The sequence below is a fragment of the Mesorhizobium sp. M2A.F.Ca.ET.043.05.1.1 genome, assembly GCF_003952445.1.
Lineage (GTDB): Bacteria > Pseudomonadota > Alphaproteobacteria > Rhizobiales > Rhizobiaceae > Mesorhizobium.
This window is the reverse complement of record NZ_CP034446.1, coordinates 3,083,516-3,098,926: the sequence shown is the minus strand read 5'-3', so window position 1 is coordinate 3,098,926 and position 15,411 is coordinate 3,083,516. Positions and strand designations below refer to the sequence as shown.

The following is a 15,411-nucleotide window of genomic DNA, read 5'->3' as shown; positions in this document are numbered from 1 at the left end:
CGGGCGCCGGCTCACTGCGCGGAGGGGCACCGTTGCTTTCTGGCCGTGACGATCGCCTGCTGCTGTTGCTGCAGCCGTTCGATCCGGGCGCTTTCGCGATCGGCGACCGCCGTCTTCACACGTTCGCCGCCGAGCAGCCAGTTCGGCACGCTGGTATTGGCGACCTTGCCGCGGGCGATTGCGGTGCGCGAAATATCCGTGGCGGTGTCGCCCACCGCATTGTTGAGCTCGGCGCAGTTCATCTTGTCGTATTTCGCCGGACTGATCGACGCGGTGGTCGACGAGCAGCCTGCTGCCAGAAGCAGCGTCGCGATCGAAATGGCTGTAGGCTTGAATGTCATTCTCTCAGCCGCTCTGCGGGTTCCGCGCTCCACGAACCCAGGACAGTACGCCATTAGGTCAAAGGAACGGCCGGCTGTCGAGCACAATAGGCGGCACAAGCCAATCGGCTCACTGTTCCACGAAAAAAGTCAACGAGGCGCGCGGGATTGCAAGCATCCAAGTGCTTGTTTCTTCTGGTCGGAGTGGCAGGATTTGAACCTGCGACCCCCTCGTCCCGAACGAGGTGCGCTACCAGACTGCGCTACACTCCGTGACCAGACGGCGGGCTTATAGCCGCCGCTTTTCGATACTGCAAGCGGCAATGGCAGCACTTCTGTCGCATTTCGTCGGCTTTCGTCGCGCCGGTCGGGACGGCAGCGGGTTGAGGCAGTTCGCGAAAGGCGAGCTCCAGCCTTGTGTGACCAACCATGACCCCGCTAAAACGAGTTCTCCGGCCGCCTGGAGTCCCGAATCTTGCCTCAGCGCATCGTCAGTTTCGTCATGAGTGGCGGCGTCGGGTCGCGGCTGTGGCCGCTGTCGCGCGAGGACAACCCCAAGCAGTTCCATGATTTTTCCGGCGATGGCTCGATGCTGGCCAGGACCTTGCGCCGGCTGGCGGCGCGGCCGGACGGCGAGACGCCGATCTTCCTGATCGCCGCGGAACGTCACGCAGAGCGCGTCCATGCCGACCTTGCCGGCGTTGATCTCAAGGGCGGCGGACCGTTGTTCGAGCCGACGGGCCGCAACACGGCCGCCGCCGTCGCGCTGGCCAGCCTGCGCACGCTCTCCGAATATGGCGACGAGCTGGTGCTGGTGGTGCCGTCCGACCATGAGATCTCGACGACCGCTCAGTTCTGGCAAAGCATCGAGGCGGGCGCGGCCGCGGCAAATGCCGGGCGGCTCGTGGTGTTCGGCCTGAAGCCGACCCAGCCCGAGACCGGATATGGCTATATCGAGGTCGGGGCGGACAGGGGCGGCGTGTTCGACGTCTCGCGCTTTGTCGAGAAGCCGGATCTCGCCACCGCGCAGGCCTATCTCGACGCCGGCAATTTCTACTGGAACACCGGCATCTTCCTGTTCCGCGCCGGCGCCATGCGCGACGCCTTCGCGGCCTATGAGCCGAAAATCTGGCAGGCGACCGAAGCTGCCTACAAGGCGGCAACCAGCGATCTCTCGGGCCTTTACATGCCGCTGGAACTCTACTCGGCCATCCCGTCGACCTCGATCGACTACGCCATCATGGAGCGGGCCAAGGACATCGCCATGGTGCCGGCCGGCTTCCGCTGGAACGATCTCGGCTCTTGGCAGTCGCTGCTCGATGTCGGCCCGTCCGACAAGGACGGCAACGTCATCCTCGGCGATGTCGTCGCCATCGATTGCGAAAACTCCTATATCCGCGGCGATGGCCGCCTGCTTTCGGCGATCGGCATGAAGGATGTCGCTATCGTTTCGACAGCCGACGCGACCTTCGTCGCGCCGGTCAGCCACAGCCAGCACGTCAAGAAGATCGTCGAGCAGCTGGAGAAATCCGGCCGGCTGGAGACGAGATTCACGCCGGCGCATGACCGCGTCATCGAGAGCGGCGCCTGGCGGCGTCGCGTGCGCCACTGGCTGTTCGAGGAGACGCTGCCGCTGTGGTCGACGGTCGGCGTCGATGAGCGCCATGGCGGCTTCCACGAAGCGCTCGGCTTCGACGCCGCGCCGTTGATGAAACCCAAGCGAATGCGCACGCAGGCGCGCCAAGTCTACGCCTTCGCGGTGGCCAAGGAGCGTGGCTGGGACGGTCCGGCGGACAGGCTGATCGCCCACGGTATCGACTTCATGGCTGGTCAGGGCCGAACGAAGCGCGGCGGCTGGGTGCGCACGCTCAACATCGATGGCTCGGTCGCCGATCCTGTCGAGGATGCCTACGATCATTCCTGCGTGCTCCTGGCGCTGGCGCACGCCCACATGTCGGGCCATCCCGATGCGCTGCGGCTCGGCGAGGAGACGTTTGCCTTCCTCGACGCGCATCTGGAAGACAGCCGCATGACCGGTTTTCTGGAAACCTCCGATGGGGCGGAGGAGCGGCGCTCCAACCCGCATATGCATCTGCTAGAGGCCTTCCTCGCCTGGCACAAGGCGACGGGCGAGCGCGCCTATCTGCGCCGCGCCGCGCGCATCATCGATCTCTTCCGCAGTCATTTCTTCGATGCCGAAAGCTGGACGATTGGCGAGTATTTCGACAAGGGCTGGAAGCCGGCCGCGGGCGAGAAGGGGAGTTGGACCGAGCCTGGCCATCATTTCGAATGGGCCTCGCTGCTGGTCGATTTCGCCGCCCGCAGCGGCCAGAGCGAGCTCACCGCCTTCGCCCGCAAGCTTTATGCCTCGGCCATTGCCAACGGGCTCAACCGCGCAACCGGCCTCGCCTATGGCGCGGTCTCCCGCCAGGGTCTGCCGCTCGACACGGTCTCGCGAAGCTGGCCGCAGGCCGAGGCGATCAAGGCGGCGATCGCGCTGGACGGCTCGGGGGGGCCGGACCTCAAGCCCGAGATCGAGGCGCGCGTCGGCCGCCTGTTCCGCTGGCACATCGATCCGGCGCCGCTCGGTCTCTGGATCGATCGCATCGACGAGCGCGGCCGCTCACTGGCGACCGAGGTGCCGGCCAGCATCTTCTACCATCTGGTCTATGCGCTAACGCAGTATCTGGACGGGACGGCGCAGAAGGGGTGAGCCGGTTTTCGGCACGGCCCGAGCAAACATCGTCGTCATGGCGTCGCACTCCCGCGGACGATCAGCGCCAGCAGCGCGACGACCGGCGGCGCCGCGAATGACCAGACACCGATCTGCACATGGAGCAGCGCGGCCGTTCCGCATCCGAGAGCGAAGACGGCCACCATGCCCGACATCCGCGCGAGGCGCGACCGTGACGCGGCAGTATCCTCGGCGGACGAGCCGTAGATCAGGTCGGCCAGATCAAGCATGATTTGGGTCGTGGTGCCCGTCATCAGCGTCGAAGGCGGCAGGCTGGCGAGATGGACGCGATGCGCGGCGTTCTGCACCGCCATGGCCGAAACCAATATCATTCCCGTTACGATGGCGGCCCAATGGTCGCCATCCGGGAAAGGCCCGAGCCGGACCGCCAGAACGGCGGCTGCGATCAGCAATACGAGCTTGATCGTCAGCAGGTAACGAAAGACCGGCGCTTCGCGGTGTCTCAGCGTGTTCGACAACAGCCGGCTGAGGATGACAACAGCGCAAAAGACCGGCAGCGCAAGCAGCTTCGACAGGGCGCCCGACGTGCCGAGCGCCAGGGAGGCGCCGAGCGTCACAAAGTTGCCGGTGACATGCGCGGTAAACAGCCCCTGGAGCGCCAGGAAACCCATCGTGTCGACATAGCCGCCGTTGAAGCCGAGCAGCAGCGGCAACACGACGGCTCGCTTGTCCTTGGCTTCACCCGCCATCTTGGCCTCCTTTGCCTCCGGCAAGGTTGTGGCAAACCGCGGCAAGGAGAACAGCGCGATGATCTGCCGAAACGGATCGCGATATCAATAAGGCGCCGCTACGTCACCCGTCTCGACATAAACCGCCTTGAGCTGCGAATAATGCGCCAGCGCGGCAAGCGAGTTCTCGCGGCCGATGCCGGACTGCTTGACGCCGCCGAAGGGCATTTCGACCGGGGTCAGATTGTAGGCGTTGATCCAGCAGGTGCCGGCCTGCAGCTCGGCGATCACCCGATGCGCACGCGGCAGGTCTCGCGTGAACACGCCGGCCGCCAGCCCAAACTCGGTGTCGTTGGCGCGCTCGATCACCTCGTCCTCGCTGTCGAACTTCAAGACGCTCATCACCGGTCCGAAAATCTCCTCGCGCGTGATGCGCATCGTGTCGGTGACATTGGTGAACACGGTCGGCTCGATGAAGAAACCGCTCTCGAAACCTTGCAGCGACGGCACGTTCCCGCCGCAGGCCAGCTGAGCGCCATCCTGCTTGCCGGCTTCGATGTACGAGACGACCTTCTCCTGCTGCGCCTTGTTGACCAGCGGCCCCATCTGCGTTTCAGGGTCGAGCGGGTCGCCGATGCGGATCTTCTTGGTGCGCTCGACCAGCCGCTCGACGAAGCGATCATGCAGGCCTTTCTGCACGAAGACGCGCGTGCCGTTGGAGCAGATTTGCCCGGTCGAATAGAAATTGCCGAGCATGGCGCCGCCGATGGCGTTCTCGAGATCGGCGTCATCGAAGACGATCAGCGGCGACTTGCCGCCGAGCTCCATCGTCGCGTGCTTCATCTTGGAGCCGGCGAGCGACAGCACCTTGCGGCCGGTCGGCACCGAGCCGGTCACCGAAACTTTTGCCACCACATCATGGCCGACGAGGCCGGCGCCGACATCGCCATAACCCTGCACGACATTGAACAACCCGTCGGGCAGGCCGGCCTCCGAGTAGATCTCGGCCAGCGCCAGGGCCGAAAGCGGCGTGTTCTCCGAAGGCTTGAACACCATGGCATTGCCCATGGCCAAAGCCGGCGCCGACTTCCAGCCGGCGATCTGGATCGGATAGTTCCAGGCGCCGATGCCGACGCAGACGCCGAGCGGCTCGCGGCGCGTGTAGGCGAATGGTCCGCCGAGATCGATCATCTCGCCGTTGAAGGCGGCGACCGCTCCGGCGAAATATTCCAGGCAGTCGGCGGCGGAAGGGGCGTCCGCCACCAGTGTCTCCTGGATCGCCTTGCCGGTGTCGAGCGTCTCGATGCGCGCCAGATCGGCGTTGCGTGCGCGCAAAATGTCGGCGGCGCGGCGCAGGATGCGGCCGCGCTCGACGGGCTTCAGCCGCGCCCAGGCCGGCTGCGCGGAGCGGGCCGCCTCGATCGCCAGCTCCAGCACGTTCGGCGTCGCCGAATGCAGGGTGGCGATGGTCTCGCCGGTTGCCGGATAGATCACCGGCAGCGGCGTGCCGCCCTCATCCTCGATATAGCGGCCGTTGACATAGTGCGATGCGGTCGGCTGGGCGCGCATGGCTTTCTCCAAGTCTGTTCGCCAGGAGGGCGGTCAGCCCGACAATGCCCTATCGGTCCGCCACCTGCCAGCGCGGATTGATCCAGGGTTCCTGGTTGGATGGCGCCAGCGGCGTGCGGCCGAGGATATGGTCGGACGCCTTTTCGCCGGTCATGATCGAAGGGGCATTGAGGTTGCCATTGGTCACCCGCGGGAAGATCGAGGAATCGGCGACGCGCAGGCCCTCGACGCCGATCACCCGGCACTCCGGATCGACGACGGCGGTCAGGTCGTCGGCGCGTCCCATCCGGCAGGTGCCGCAGGGATGATAGGCGCTCTCGGCATGGTCGCGGATGAAGGCGTCGAGCTCGTCGTCGGTTTGCACATGGCTGCCGGGTGAAATCTCCTTGCCGCGGAAGCCGTCGAAGGCCTTCTGCCCGAAGATTTCGCGGGTCAGCCGAATGCAGTGGCGGAACTCGCTCCAGTCGTCCGGATGCGACATGTAGTTGAAGCGGATCACCGGCTTCGCCTTCGCATCCGGCGAGCGCAGCGTCACCGAGCCGCGCGACTTCGAGCGCATCGGCCCGACATGCGCCTGGAAGCCGTGCGACTTCGCCGCCGACTTGCCGTCATAGCGCACCGCCGCCGGGATGAAGTGATACTGGATATCGGGGTAGTCGACGCCGGCCTGCGAACGCACGAAGGCCGCCGCCTCGAAATGGTTGGTGGCGCCCAGGCCGGTCTTGAAGAACAGCCACTGCGCGCCGATCAATGCCTTGGAGAAGGGATTGAGCACCGAGTTCAGCGTGATCGGCCTGGTCGATTCCTGCTGGATATAGAGTTCCAGATGGTCCTGTAGATTGGCGCCGACACCCGGCCTGTCGGCGATCACCTTTACGCCATTTTCCTGGAGGTGCGCGCCTGGGCCGATGCCGGACAACATCAGGATCTTCGGCGAGTTGATCGACGACGCCGCGACGATCACTTCACGCCGCGCCTTAACGACCTGAATCTTTTTGTCAGCTTCGATCTCGACGCCGACGGCGCGTTGATTCTCGATCACCACGCGCCGGGCGAAGCCTTTGACCAGACTCACATTCTTGCGTTTGAGAGCCGGCTTCAGATAGGCGTTCGCCGCCGACCAGCGGCGACCGCCAAGAATGGTCTGCTCCATTGGCCCAAAACCTTCCTGCTTTGAGCCGTTATAATCGTCGGTGAGCTCGAACCCCGCCTGGCGGCCCGCCTCGACGAAGGCGCCGTAGAGCGGATTCTTGCGTGTGCCGCGCTGCACATGCAATGGTCCGCCGTGGCCCCGCCAGCCATCCTCGCCGCCGTCGGAATCCTCCATGCGCTTGAAGTAGGGAAGCACATCGGCGAAGCCCCAGCCGGCCGCGCCCTGTTCTGCCCAATGGTCGAAGTCGTGCGCATGGCCGCGCACATAGACCATGCCGTTGATCGAGGACGAGCCGCCGATCACCTTGCCGCGCGGCGTGGCAAGCACTCGGCCACCGAGATGCGGCTCAGGCTCGCTGGCGAAACCCCAGTCGTAAAGGCTCATATTGAGCGGGATCGACAGCGCCGACGGCATCTGGATCAGCGGTCCCATATCGGTGCCGCCAAACTCGATGACGATCACCGAGTGCTTGCCGTCTTCCGACAGCCGATAGGCCATGGCCGAGCCGGCGGAGCCGGAGCCGATGATGACGAAATCCGCTTCAAGCATTGTTCATATGCGCCATAAAATCGGCGAGCGAGACATTGCCGCCGGTTGCAACCACAAGGACGGTTTTGCCCGCCACATCCACCTTGCCGCCGAGAAGGGCGGCCAGCGACGCCGCGCCCGAAGGCTCCAGCACCAGCTTCATCCGCTCGAAGGCGATCTTCATCGCCCGCCGCACCGAGGCGTCGTCGACGGTGACGCCGCGCGCGCCGGCGGCGCTGACGGCCGCGAAAGGCGCGTCGCCTGGCTTGCGCGCCATCAGCCCGTCGCAGATCGATTTCGGCCCGATCGGCATGGTCTCGATCGCGCCATGCGCCAGCGATGAGCCCATGCCGTTGAAACCCTCCGGCTCGACGGCGATGATCTCGGTCCTGGGCGACAGATAGTGGAAGGCAAGCGAAACGCCGCCGATCAGCCCGCCGCCGCCGACCGAGCAGAACACCAGGTCGGCATGCGCCTTCTTCGCCGCCAACTGGTCGAGCGCTTCCAATCCGGCACCCGCCTGGCCTGCGACGATTTCCGGATCGTCGAAGGGATGCAGCAAGGTGAGGTGCTCGGTCTCGGCGATCTCGCGCGCCTTGGCGGCAGCCACTTCCTCACGGGCGCGATCGCCATGATCGGTCAGCACCACGCGCGCGCCATAGCCGGCGGTGGCGTCCCGCTTCGCGGCCGGCGCGTCGATCGGCATAACGATGGTGACGGGAATGCCCAGCGCCTGGCCGGCGGCCGCCAGCCCCTGCGCGAAATTGCCGGAGGAGTAGGCCACCACGCCCTTCTTCGCTTCATCCGGCGAAAGCCGCTTCAGCCGCCAATAGGCGCCGCGCACCTTGAAGGAGCCGGCCCATTGCAGCGACTCCGGCTTGACGAAGACGCGCGCCGCGCCGGTCTCCTTGGCCAAAGCCGCCGACTCCAGGAGCGGCGTCACCTGCGTGGCCGTCGAGGTGACGGCATAGGCCTGCCTCAGATGATCAAGCGGTGGGACGAGAATGTCTGCCATCATTCGCCTCTCGGATACCGTTTGCTCTCCTCGAGATTGTCGAGGTTCATGTGATTGCGCATATAGCGTTCCGATGCCTTCTGCAGCGGCTGGAACTCCCACGGGTAGTAGGCGCCGTTGCGCAGCGCCGGGTAGACGACCCAGCGGCGCGCCTGGCTTTCGCGCACGGCGGCATCGAAATCCGCCATGTTCCAGCGCGCGCGGACTTTTTCCATGAAGGCCGAGACCAGATCGGCATAGGCCGGGTTGGCGGCGAGATTGTCGAGCTCGCGCGGATCGGCGTCGAGGTCGAAGAGCTGCGGAGGGTCGAGCTCGCAATGGACGAATTTGTATTTGCCCTCGCGGATCGCCACCATCGGCGCGTAAGAGCCTTCAGCCGCATACTCCATCAGCACCGGCGCCGAGCGCTCTTTGCCGGCGGCAAGCGGCAGCAGCGACTGGCCGTCCGTCCATGGCGCGATTCCGCTCATGTCGATGCCGGCGAGGTCGCAGAGCGTCGGCGCCACGTCGAGATTTGAGACAGGCGTCTCGATCAACCCGGCCTTGATGTCCTTGCCGGCCATCATCAACGGCACGCGCGCCGCACCCTCGTAGAAGCACATCTTGAACCACAGGCCGCGCTCGCCCAGCATGTCGCCATGGTCGGAGCAGAACAGCACGATCGTGTTGTCCAGCATGCGGGTGCGTTCCAGCACCGACAGCAAGTCGCCGAGCTTGTCATCGAGATAGGAGATGTTGGCGAAATAGCCGCGCCGCGAGCGGCGAATCTGTTCCGGCGTGATGTCGAAACTGCCGTAGTCGGTTGCCTTGTAGAGCCGCTTTGAATGCGGATCCTGGCTGTCATAGGGAATGAAGCCGACTTCCGGCTCCAGCGCCGGGCAGTTCTCATAGAGGTTCCAGTACTTGCGCCGCGCGACATAGGGATCGTGCGGATGGGTGAAGGAGACGGTCAGGCACCATGGCCGGCTCGCCGGATCGTCCGACACGCGCGCGAACTCATAGAGCTTCTGCGTCGCGTGGAAGGCGACCTCGTCGTCATATTCCATCTGGTTGGTGATCTCGGCGACGCCGGCGCCGGTCACCGAACCCAGATTGTGGTACCACCAGTCGATGCGCTCGCCGGGCTTGCGGTAGTCCGGCGTCCAGCCGAAATCGGCCGGGTAGATGTCGGTGGTCAGCCGCTCCTCGAAACCGTGCAACTGGTCGGGGCCGACGAAATGCATCTTGCCGGAAAGCACTGTGTGATAGCCGGCACTGCGCAGATGATGCGCGTAGGTCGGGATCGAGGAGGCGAATTCCGCAGCGTTGTCATAGACCTGGGTGCGCGACGGCAGTTGCCCGCTCATGAAGGAGGCACGTCCCGGCGCGCAGAGCGGCGAGGCGGTATAGTTGTTGGCGAAGCGCGCCGAGCGCGCGGCCAGCGCCTTCAGATTGGGGGCATGCAGGAACTCGGCAGGGCCGTCCGGGAAGAACGTGCCGTTGAGCTGATCGACCATGACGATCAGGAAATTGGGTCGCCGGGTGGTCAAGGCAGGCTCCGTCCGTTGAGCTTGGTTTCGAGATAGTCTTCCACAAGCGCGATCGCGGTCTGCGCGTCCGGCACGCCGTCCTTCAGCGCGCGGCGGATGTAGAGCCCGTCGATCAGCGCCGCGGTCGTTTCCGCCACGCGGTCGGCCTCGGCCCGGGGCAGGAGGCCGGTCAGCCCGCTCATCAGGTTGGAATGCAGCCGCCGCGCATAGATGCGCAGCAGCCGCCGCAGCTCGGTCGATTTCTGCGCCTCGACATAGAAGGCAAGCCAGGCGGCGATGATCTCGGCCTGGAACTGGTCATCGGAGAAGCTGACAGCGACCACGGAAGAGACGCGCTCACGCGCTGCGCCGGCGGTGTGAAGCGCGCGCCTGGTGTCGATGTTGAGTTCCGTCAGGATGTGCCGCATCGTCGCGAACAGCAGTTCGTCCTTGGCGCCGAAATAGTGATGCGCCAGCGCCGACGAGACGCCGGCACGTCCGGCGATCTCCGACATCGTCACGTCCAGCGATCCGCGCTCGCCGATCGCTGAGATCGTCGCGTCGATCAGCGCCTTGCGGCGCACGGGTTCCATTCCGATTTTCGGCATTTTGGAGATCCGGTTCGGGTCGAGATTATTTTTTATTGACGCGTCAATCAATAAAAAATCGACGCCGGGATCAACCGATCGTGTCGTTCTGGCCCATGGCAGGGGCTGGAAAACGGTTCACTGTTGAACAATATTGAATCACGTGCCGCCAAGGATCGTGCTAGGCTGCGGCGCAAACGGAGATTGCCATGACCGCATGCATCGTCGGCTGGGCGCATTCGCGCTTCGGCAAGCTCGAAGGCGAGACGCTGGAGGGCCTGATCACCAAGGTTGCCATCGAGGCGCTCGACCATGCCGGCATCGGCCCCGACGATGTCGACGAGATCGTGCTCGGCCATTTCAACGCCGGCTTCTCCCCGCAGGATTTTACCGCCAGCCTCGTGCTGCAGGCCGATGATCGGCTGCGCTTCAAGCCGGCGACGCGCGTCGAGAATGCCTGCGCCACCGGCTCGGCCGCGGTCCGGCAAGGTATCCGCGCCATCGACGCCAACGCCGCCCGCATCGTGCTGGTGGTCGGCGCCGAGCAGATGACGACGACGCCCGGTCCCGAGATCGGCAAGAACCTGCTCAAGGCATCCTACCTTCCGGAAGAAGGCGACACCCCGGCCGGCTTTGCCGGCGTCTTCGGCAAGATCGCGCAGGCTTACTTCCAGCGCTATGGCGACCAGTCGGACGCGCTGGCCATGATCGCCGCCAAGAACCACAAGAATGGCGTCGACAATCCCTACGCCCAGATGCGCAAGGATTTCGGCTATGAGTTCTGCCGCCAGGAAAGCGAGAAGAATCCGTTCGTCGCCGGTCCGCTGAAGCGCACCGATTGCTCGCTGGTGTCGGACGGCGCCGCGGCGCTGGTGCTCACCGACACTGCGACGGCGTTGAACATGCGCCGCGCCGTCACCTTCCGCGCCAACGAGCATGTCCAGGATTTCCTGCCGATGTCGAAGCGCGACATCTTAGCCTTCGAGGGTTGCGAGCACGCCTGGAACCAGGCGCTGAAGAAGGCCGGCGTCACGCTCGACGACCTCTCCTTCGTCGAGACGCATGACTGCTTCACCATCGCCGAATTGATCGAATACGAAGCGATGGGCCTGGCCAAACCAGGCGAGGGCGCCAGGCTGGCGCTGGACGGCACGACGGCCAAGGACGGCCGCCTGCCGGTCAATCCTTCGGGCGGCCTGAAGGCCAAGGGCCATCCGATCGGCGCCACCGGCGTGTCGATGCATGTGCTCACCGCGATGCAGTTGACCGGCGAGGCCGGCGGCATCCAGGTGCCGGGCGCGAAGCTCGGCGGCATCTTCAACATGGGTGGTGCCGCCGTCGCCAACTACGTTTCCATTCTCGATCGCATAAGGTAGAAGCTGCCCGCACTAAAAGCAGCGCCCTCTGGCGCGTGCGGGAGGCAGCATGTCCAATCCAGTTCTGGTCGAAGTCACGCGCGGTTCTGTGGTCGAAAGCGGGCACCGCGGCGCGGTTTCGGTCTTCGACGCCGACGGCAAGCCCGTCTGGGAGATCGGCGACACCGACCGTCCGGTTTTCCCGCGCTCGGCGGTGAAAGCCATCCAGGCGCTGCCGCTGGTCGAATCGGGCGCTGCCGACGCCTATGGCTTCGGCAACCGCGAACTGGCGCTTGCCTGCGCCTCGCATTCGGGCGAACCCGCTCATGTCGAACTGGCGCGGGCAATGCTCGCCAGGGCGGGTCTCGATAAGACCGCGCTCGAATGCGGCGCGCATTGGCCCAACCATGAAGCCACCATTGCGCTCGCCCGCGCCGGTGATGTGCCGAGCGCCTTGCACAACAACTGTTCCGGCAAGCATGCCGGCTTCCTCTGTACCTGCGTGCATTCGGGCATAGCCCATCAGGGCTACGTCAAGGAGGGACACGCGCAGCAGGAGATGGTGCGCGACGCCATGCAATCCGTCACCGGCGCTGCCCACAACACCGACAACAGCGCCGTCGACGGTTGCTCGATCCCGACCTATGCCGTGCCGTTGAAGAGTTTTGCGCAGGGCTTTGCCCGCATGGCGACGGGCAGGGGCTTTTCGCCCGAGCGCGCCAAGGCGGCGAAGCGTCTGCTTTCGGCCTGCATGGCCGAGCCGTTCCTGGTCGCCGGCACCGGCAAGGCCGATGTCGCGCTGATGCAGGCAGCACCGGGCCGCATCTTCGTCAAAACCGGCGCCGAAGGCGTCTATTGCGCGGCGCTGCCCGAGCTTGGCCTCGGCATCGCGCTCAAATGCGATGATGGCGCCGGCAGAGGGGCGGAGGTAATGATCGCCGCAGTGCTGGCAAAGCTGTTGCGCGCCGATGAGGCGGTAGCGGCAAGGCTCACCCAACTCGCCCATCCCGCAGTCGAAAGCCGCATCGGCGTCAAGGTCGGCTTGCTGCGGCCGACGGCGGCGCTCAACTAGCGAGGTTTCGTCGGCACCGATATGCCCCGCGGGTAAGCCGAGGCAAAAATTATGTGCTAGCCTTCTCCACTATCAATCGGACGGTGGGCCAGATCATGCTGGAAGCGGACAAGGTGTTTGCCGGGTCGATCCCGGAAAATTACGATCGCCATATGGTGCCGCTGATTTTCGAGGCCTATGCCGCCGAGACGGCGCGCCGGGCGGCTTCCTTCTCGCCAGCCGCCGTTTTGGAGACCGCCGCGGGCACCGGGGCCGTCACGCGCGCCTTGGCGCCGAAACTCTCTCCCGATGTCAGCTACACCGTGACCGACCTCAACCAGCCGATGCTGGACTATGCGGCGTCGCGCCAGGGTCCCGACAGCCGCATCACCTGGCGCCAGGCAGATGCCTTGAAGCTGCCCTTCGACGACGCTGCCTTCGACCTCGTCTGTTGTCAGTTCGGCGCCATGTTCTTTCCCGATCGCGCCGCAGCCTATCGCGAGGCAAAGCGCGTCCTGAAGCCTGGCGGGCATTTCCTGTTCAGCGTCTGGGATCGCATCGAGGAGAATATCTTCGCCGACGACGTGACGAATGCGCTCGCCAGGATCTTTCCGCACGATCCGCCGCGCTTCCTGGCGCGCACGCCGCATGGTTATCACGACAAGGACTTGATCCGTAGCGATCTGGCCGCCGCCGGATTCTCCGATGTGGCGATCGATACGAGGGCCGAGCAGAGTCGCGCATCCTCGCCGCGCGTTCCCGCCGTCGCCTATTGTCAGGGAACCCTGCTTCGCAACGAGATCGATGCGAGGGAGGCTGGTAGCTTGGCGTCCGCGACCGACTATGCGGAAGCCGCGATCGCCGACAGACATGGCCGCGGCGCGGTGGCGGCCAAGATCCAGGCGCATTTTATCGTGGCTGTGGTCTAGCCCGTCTTGTTGCGTTTGGTTGGCATCTGTTCATAGTCGACCGAATGCCTTTGGCGATACATTGTGGTCGCTCAAATTCAACGCTCTGCTTTTAACGGGTTTCAGAGCTTTGCAAGCAAAGTCGGCTGCATATTGCTGCATATTCAAGACTTGGAACGGCATGGCATATCGCCGAATTGCACTTGGGCTTCTATACGGACTTCTTTTTATAGGCTGGGCGCTTTTAGCCTATGCTGTGCGGGCAGCGCATTGGGTTGCCGACAATGCGGGTCTGAAAGCCATGCTTGCGTGTGTGTTGGTCTATATCGGTGTTATGTCCGGATTAGTCTGGGCCATTAACAAGATCAACAAGGCTTTTCCGACGCTGGATTTTCCGCCTTCGAGTACTCACTCCGACCATGCTTGGTTCGTGGATCAAGTGGCGGTCGATATCGTACCGGAGGTCGCTCACGATAAGTCGCCGCCAATAAAACGCGAGAAGCCGAGCGATCGTTGAAAACGACCCCGGCATCACCTGACTGTCCTAGCTCACCTTGTTGCGCTCGACGGTCAGATGCGCATAGCCGCTGTCGCTTGCCTTCGCGAGGTCCCCGGTCACCGGATCGGCCCAACGCTGGCCGATGATGGCGCCATTCTGCGCGCCGTCGATGACGTTGTCCGAGATGACGGCCGTGCCGGACCCTTCGACGACCGAAACGACGATGCCGGTGCCGGCCTTGCGGATGATATTGCCGGTCGCCACGACATTGCGCAGATACGGCCCCCAGCCGAGCTGCATGCCATAGAGCGGCGCGTTCTCGACGACATTGCCGGAAACCGTCGTGTCGGCCTCGGCGCTGATGCCGACGCCGAAACCTGGCGGGTCGGCGGTGTAGGGGCCAACCGTCGTCAGGTTGCGCACGATGTTGTTTGAGCAGACGGCCATGCGGCCGCCTTCGTTGAAATTGACGATCGAGATGCCGTTGGCGGCGCCGTCGACGAGGTTGTTGCTGAGGATCGCGCCTTCGAAGGAGAATTCCGAATAGATCCCGGTCTCGCCCGAGCGCGAGCAGGTGTTGCCGGAGATCTGCAGATTGCTGGCGCTGTTGGCGCGGATCGCGGTGAAGGCGCAGTCGGAAACGACATTGCCCGAGATGATGACGTTGCCGGCGCGGAAGGCGTTGATGCCGTTGCCGTTCTGGCCGGTGCCGCCGCTGCGCGCGCCGATACGCTGGACGCGGTTGCCGCTGACGATGGTGCCGTCCTCCGCCGCCTGCCAGCGATGCACCAGTATGCCGCCATTGGCGCAGTCCGAAACCGTGTTGCCGGAAATCTCCAGCCCACCGGCCTCGACCGAATAGATGCCGGCATCCGCCGCGCCGGAAATATCGCAGCGGCCGATGCGGCCGGCGGCATGCTCGAGCGCCATCCCATTCTTGCCGCTGCCGGTCACCTGGCAATTGTCGATTGTCAGATGGGCGACACGGCGCAGGTCGAGCAGCCCTTGCGTGTAGTCGGCCAGCCAGCGGTTTGCGCCGTCGAAGACGAGGCCAGTCAGCTCGATATGCTCTGCCTGCTCGGCCATCATCAGATGGCCGTTACCGCCATAGACGATGCGCGTCGCGCCAGGCACGCCCGACAGGCGCACGCGGGCAGGCAGCTTGAGGTTCGACACAAGATAGGTGCCGGGCGGTAGGAACACCGGCTGGTCGCGGTCGCTGGCCTCGGCCAGCATCCTGGCGAAAGCCTTGCTCTGGTCGTCGACCGCGCCTGGCTGCACCCCGATCTCGGTGGCATCGATCGAGCCGCGCATCGCGGCCATCTCGATGCCGGGCAGCGACTTCGCCGATGCCTTGCCGGCAAAGACGCCGGCGACGGCGAAGCCGGCGGCCTGGGCAAGCAGCGTTCGTCTGTTCAACATCGGCACAGGTCCTGGCGTTTCGCCCTGTCTGTCGCAGGAATCGTGCCAGGATGGCCCTATCGGCAAACCGCTT

Annotated in this window: 13 protein-coding genes and 1 tRNA gene; 5 read left to right on the top strand and 9 right to left on the bottom strand. The window is 64.7% G+C overall.

From position 1 onward, the window contains the following. Positions 1 to 11: 11 nt before the first annotated feature. Positions 12 to 341, bottom strand: a complete 330-nt coding sequence (locus EJ069_RS15425; protein ID WP_126062021.1) for a hypothetical protein — start codon at positions 339 to 341, stop codon at positions 12 to 14. Positions 342 to 516: 175 nt separating this feature from the next. After that, positions 517 to 593 (bottom strand) — tRNA-Pro (locus tag EJ069_RS15420). A gap of 202 nt (positions 594 to 795) precedes the next feature. Between EJ069_RS15420 and EJ069_RS15415 the strand changes: the two genes are divergently transcribed. Beyond that, positions 796 to 3,033, top strand: a complete 2,238-nt coding sequence (locus EJ069_RS15415) for an AGE family epimerase/isomerase (protein ID WP_126062020.1) — start codon at positions 796 to 798, stop codon at positions 3,031 to 3,033. Between the two features lie 35 nt (positions 3,034 to 3,068). On the opposite strand, the gene EJ069_RS15410 is transcribed toward EJ069_RS15415, so the two are convergent. The 6 genes from EJ069_RS15410 to betI form a co-directional block, all read right to left on the bottom strand. Beyond that, the gene (locus tag EJ069_RS15410) at positions 3,069 to 3,764 is read right to left on the bottom strand and encodes a YoaK family protein (protein WP_126062019.1); all 696 of its coding nucleotides are present in this window, start codon (positions 3,762 to 3,764) and stop codon (positions 3,069 to 3,071) included. Positions 3,765 to 3,848: 84 nt separating this feature from the next. After that, positions 3,849 to 5,312, bottom strand: coding sequence for a betaine-aldehyde dehydrogenase (betB, locus tag EJ069_RS15405; protein ID WP_126062018.1), 1,464 nt, complete (start codon positions 5,310 to 5,312; stop codon positions 3,849 to 3,851). 49 nt (positions 5,313 to 5,361) lie between these two features. Then, the gene (betA, locus tag EJ069_RS15400; protein WP_126062017.1) at positions 5,362 to 7,014 is read right to left on the bottom strand and encodes a choline dehydrogenase; all 1,653 of its coding nucleotides are present in this window, start codon (positions 7,012 to 7,014) and stop codon (positions 5,362 to 5,364) included. Further along, positions 7,007 to 8,011, bottom strand: a complete 1,005-nt coding sequence (locus EJ069_RS15395) for a threonine/serine dehydratase (protein ID WP_189476387.1) — start codon at positions 8,009 to 8,011, stop codon at positions 7,007 to 7,009. The genes betA and EJ069_RS15395 overlap by 8 nt, the downstream gene beginning before the upstream one ends. Further along, positions 8,008 to 9,537 carry a choline-sulfatase gene (gene betC, locus EJ069_RS15390; RefSeq protein ID WP_126062016.1) on the bottom strand — a complete coding sequence of 510 codons (1,530 nt, stop codon included), beginning with the start codon at positions 9,535 to 9,537 and terminating at the stop codon, positions 8,008 to 8,010. Before betC ends, EJ069_RS15395 begins: the two co-directional genes overlap by 4 nt. Then, positions 9,534 to 10,124, bottom strand: coding sequence for a transcriptional regulator BetI (gene betI / locus EJ069_RS15385; protein ID WP_126062015.1), 591 nt, complete (start codon positions 10,122 to 10,124; stop codon positions 9,534 to 9,536). The genes betC and betI overlap by 4 nt, the downstream gene beginning before the upstream one ends. 188 nt (positions 10,125 to 10,312) lie before the next feature. Between betI and EJ069_RS15380 the strand changes: the two genes are divergently transcribed. From EJ069_RS15380 to EJ069_RS15365, 4 genes are all read left to right on the top strand, one after another. Continuing rightward, a complete protein-coding gene (locus tag EJ069_RS15380; RefSeq protein ID WP_126062014.1) occupies positions 10,313 to 11,479 on the top strand; it encodes an acetyl-CoA acetyltransferase in 1,167 nt (388 codons plus the stop codon). A 49-nt stretch (positions 11,480 to 11,528) separates the two neighbouring features. Then, positions 11,529 to 12,530 carry an asparaginase gene (locus EJ069_RS15375; RefSeq protein ID WP_126062013.1) on the top strand — a complete coding sequence of 334 codons (1,002 nt, stop codon included), beginning with the start codon at positions 11,529 to 11,531 and terminating at the stop codon, positions 12,528 to 12,530. Between the two features lie 95 nt (positions 12,531 to 12,625). Then, on the top strand, positions 12,626 to 13,438 hold the full coding sequence (locus EJ069_RS15370) for a methyltransferase domain-containing protein (RefSeq protein ID WP_126062012.1): 813 nt from the start codon (positions 12,626 to 12,628) through the stop codon (positions 13,436 to 13,438). A gap of 61 nt (positions 13,439 to 13,499) precedes the next feature. Further along, positions 13,500 to 13,934, top strand: a complete 435-nt coding sequence (locus EJ069_RS15365) for a hypothetical protein (protein ID WP_126062011.1) — start codon at positions 13,500 to 13,502, stop codon at positions 13,932 to 13,934. A 27-nt stretch (positions 13,935 to 13,961) separates the two neighbouring features. Here the strand turns inward: EJ069_RS15365 and EJ069_RS15360 are convergent, their stop codons facing one another. Next, positions 13,962 to 15,338, bottom strand: coding sequence for a TIGR03808 family TAT-translocated repetitive protein (locus EJ069_RS15360; RefSeq protein ID WP_126062010.1), 1,377 nt, complete (start codon positions 15,336 to 15,338; stop codon positions 13,962 to 13,964). Positions 15,339 to 15,411: the final 73 nt, after the last annotated feature.

Excerpts from the sequence above, each read along its gene's own strand:
- EJ069_RS15425 (WP_126062021.1), bottom strand. The coding sequence starts at position 341 with ATGACATTCAAGCCTACAGCCATTTCGATCGCGACGCTGCTTCTGGCA.
- EJ069_RS15410 (WP_126062019.1), bottom strand. The coding sequence starts at position 3,764 with ATGGCGGGTGAAGCCAAGGACAAGCGAGCCGTCGTGTTGCCGCTGCTG.
- betB (WP_126062018.1), bottom strand. The coding sequence starts at position 5,312 with ATGCGCGCCCAGCCGACCGCATCGCACTATGTCAACGGCCGCTATATC.
- betA (WP_126062017.1), bottom strand. The coding sequence starts at position 7,014 with ATGCTTGAAGCGGATTTCGTCATCATCGGCTCCGGCTCCGCCGGCTCG.
- EJ069_RS15395 (WP_189476387.1), bottom strand. The coding sequence starts at position 8,011 with ATGATGGCAGACATTCTCGTCCCACCGCTTGATCATCTGAGGCAGGCC.
- betI (WP_126062015.1), bottom strand. The coding sequence starts at position 10,124 with ATGCCGAAAATCGGAATGGAACCCGTGCGCCGCAAGGCGCTGATCGAC.
- EJ069_RS15380 (WP_126062014.1), top strand. The coding sequence starts at position 10,313 with ATGACCGCATGCATCGTCGGCTGGGCGCATTCGCGCTTCGGCAAGCTC.
- EJ069_RS15375 (WP_126062013.1), top strand. The coding sequence starts at position 11,529 with ATGTCCAATCCAGTTCTGGTCGAAGTCACGCGCGGTTCTGTGGTCGAA.
- EJ069_RS15370 (WP_126062012.1), top strand. The coding sequence starts at position 12,626 with ATGCTGGAAGCGGACAAGGTGTTTGCCGGGTCGATCCCGGAAAATTAC.
- EJ069_RS15360 (WP_126062010.1), bottom strand. The coding sequence starts at position 15,338 with ATGTTGAACAGACGAACGCTGCTTGCCCAGGCCGCCGGCTTCGCCGTC.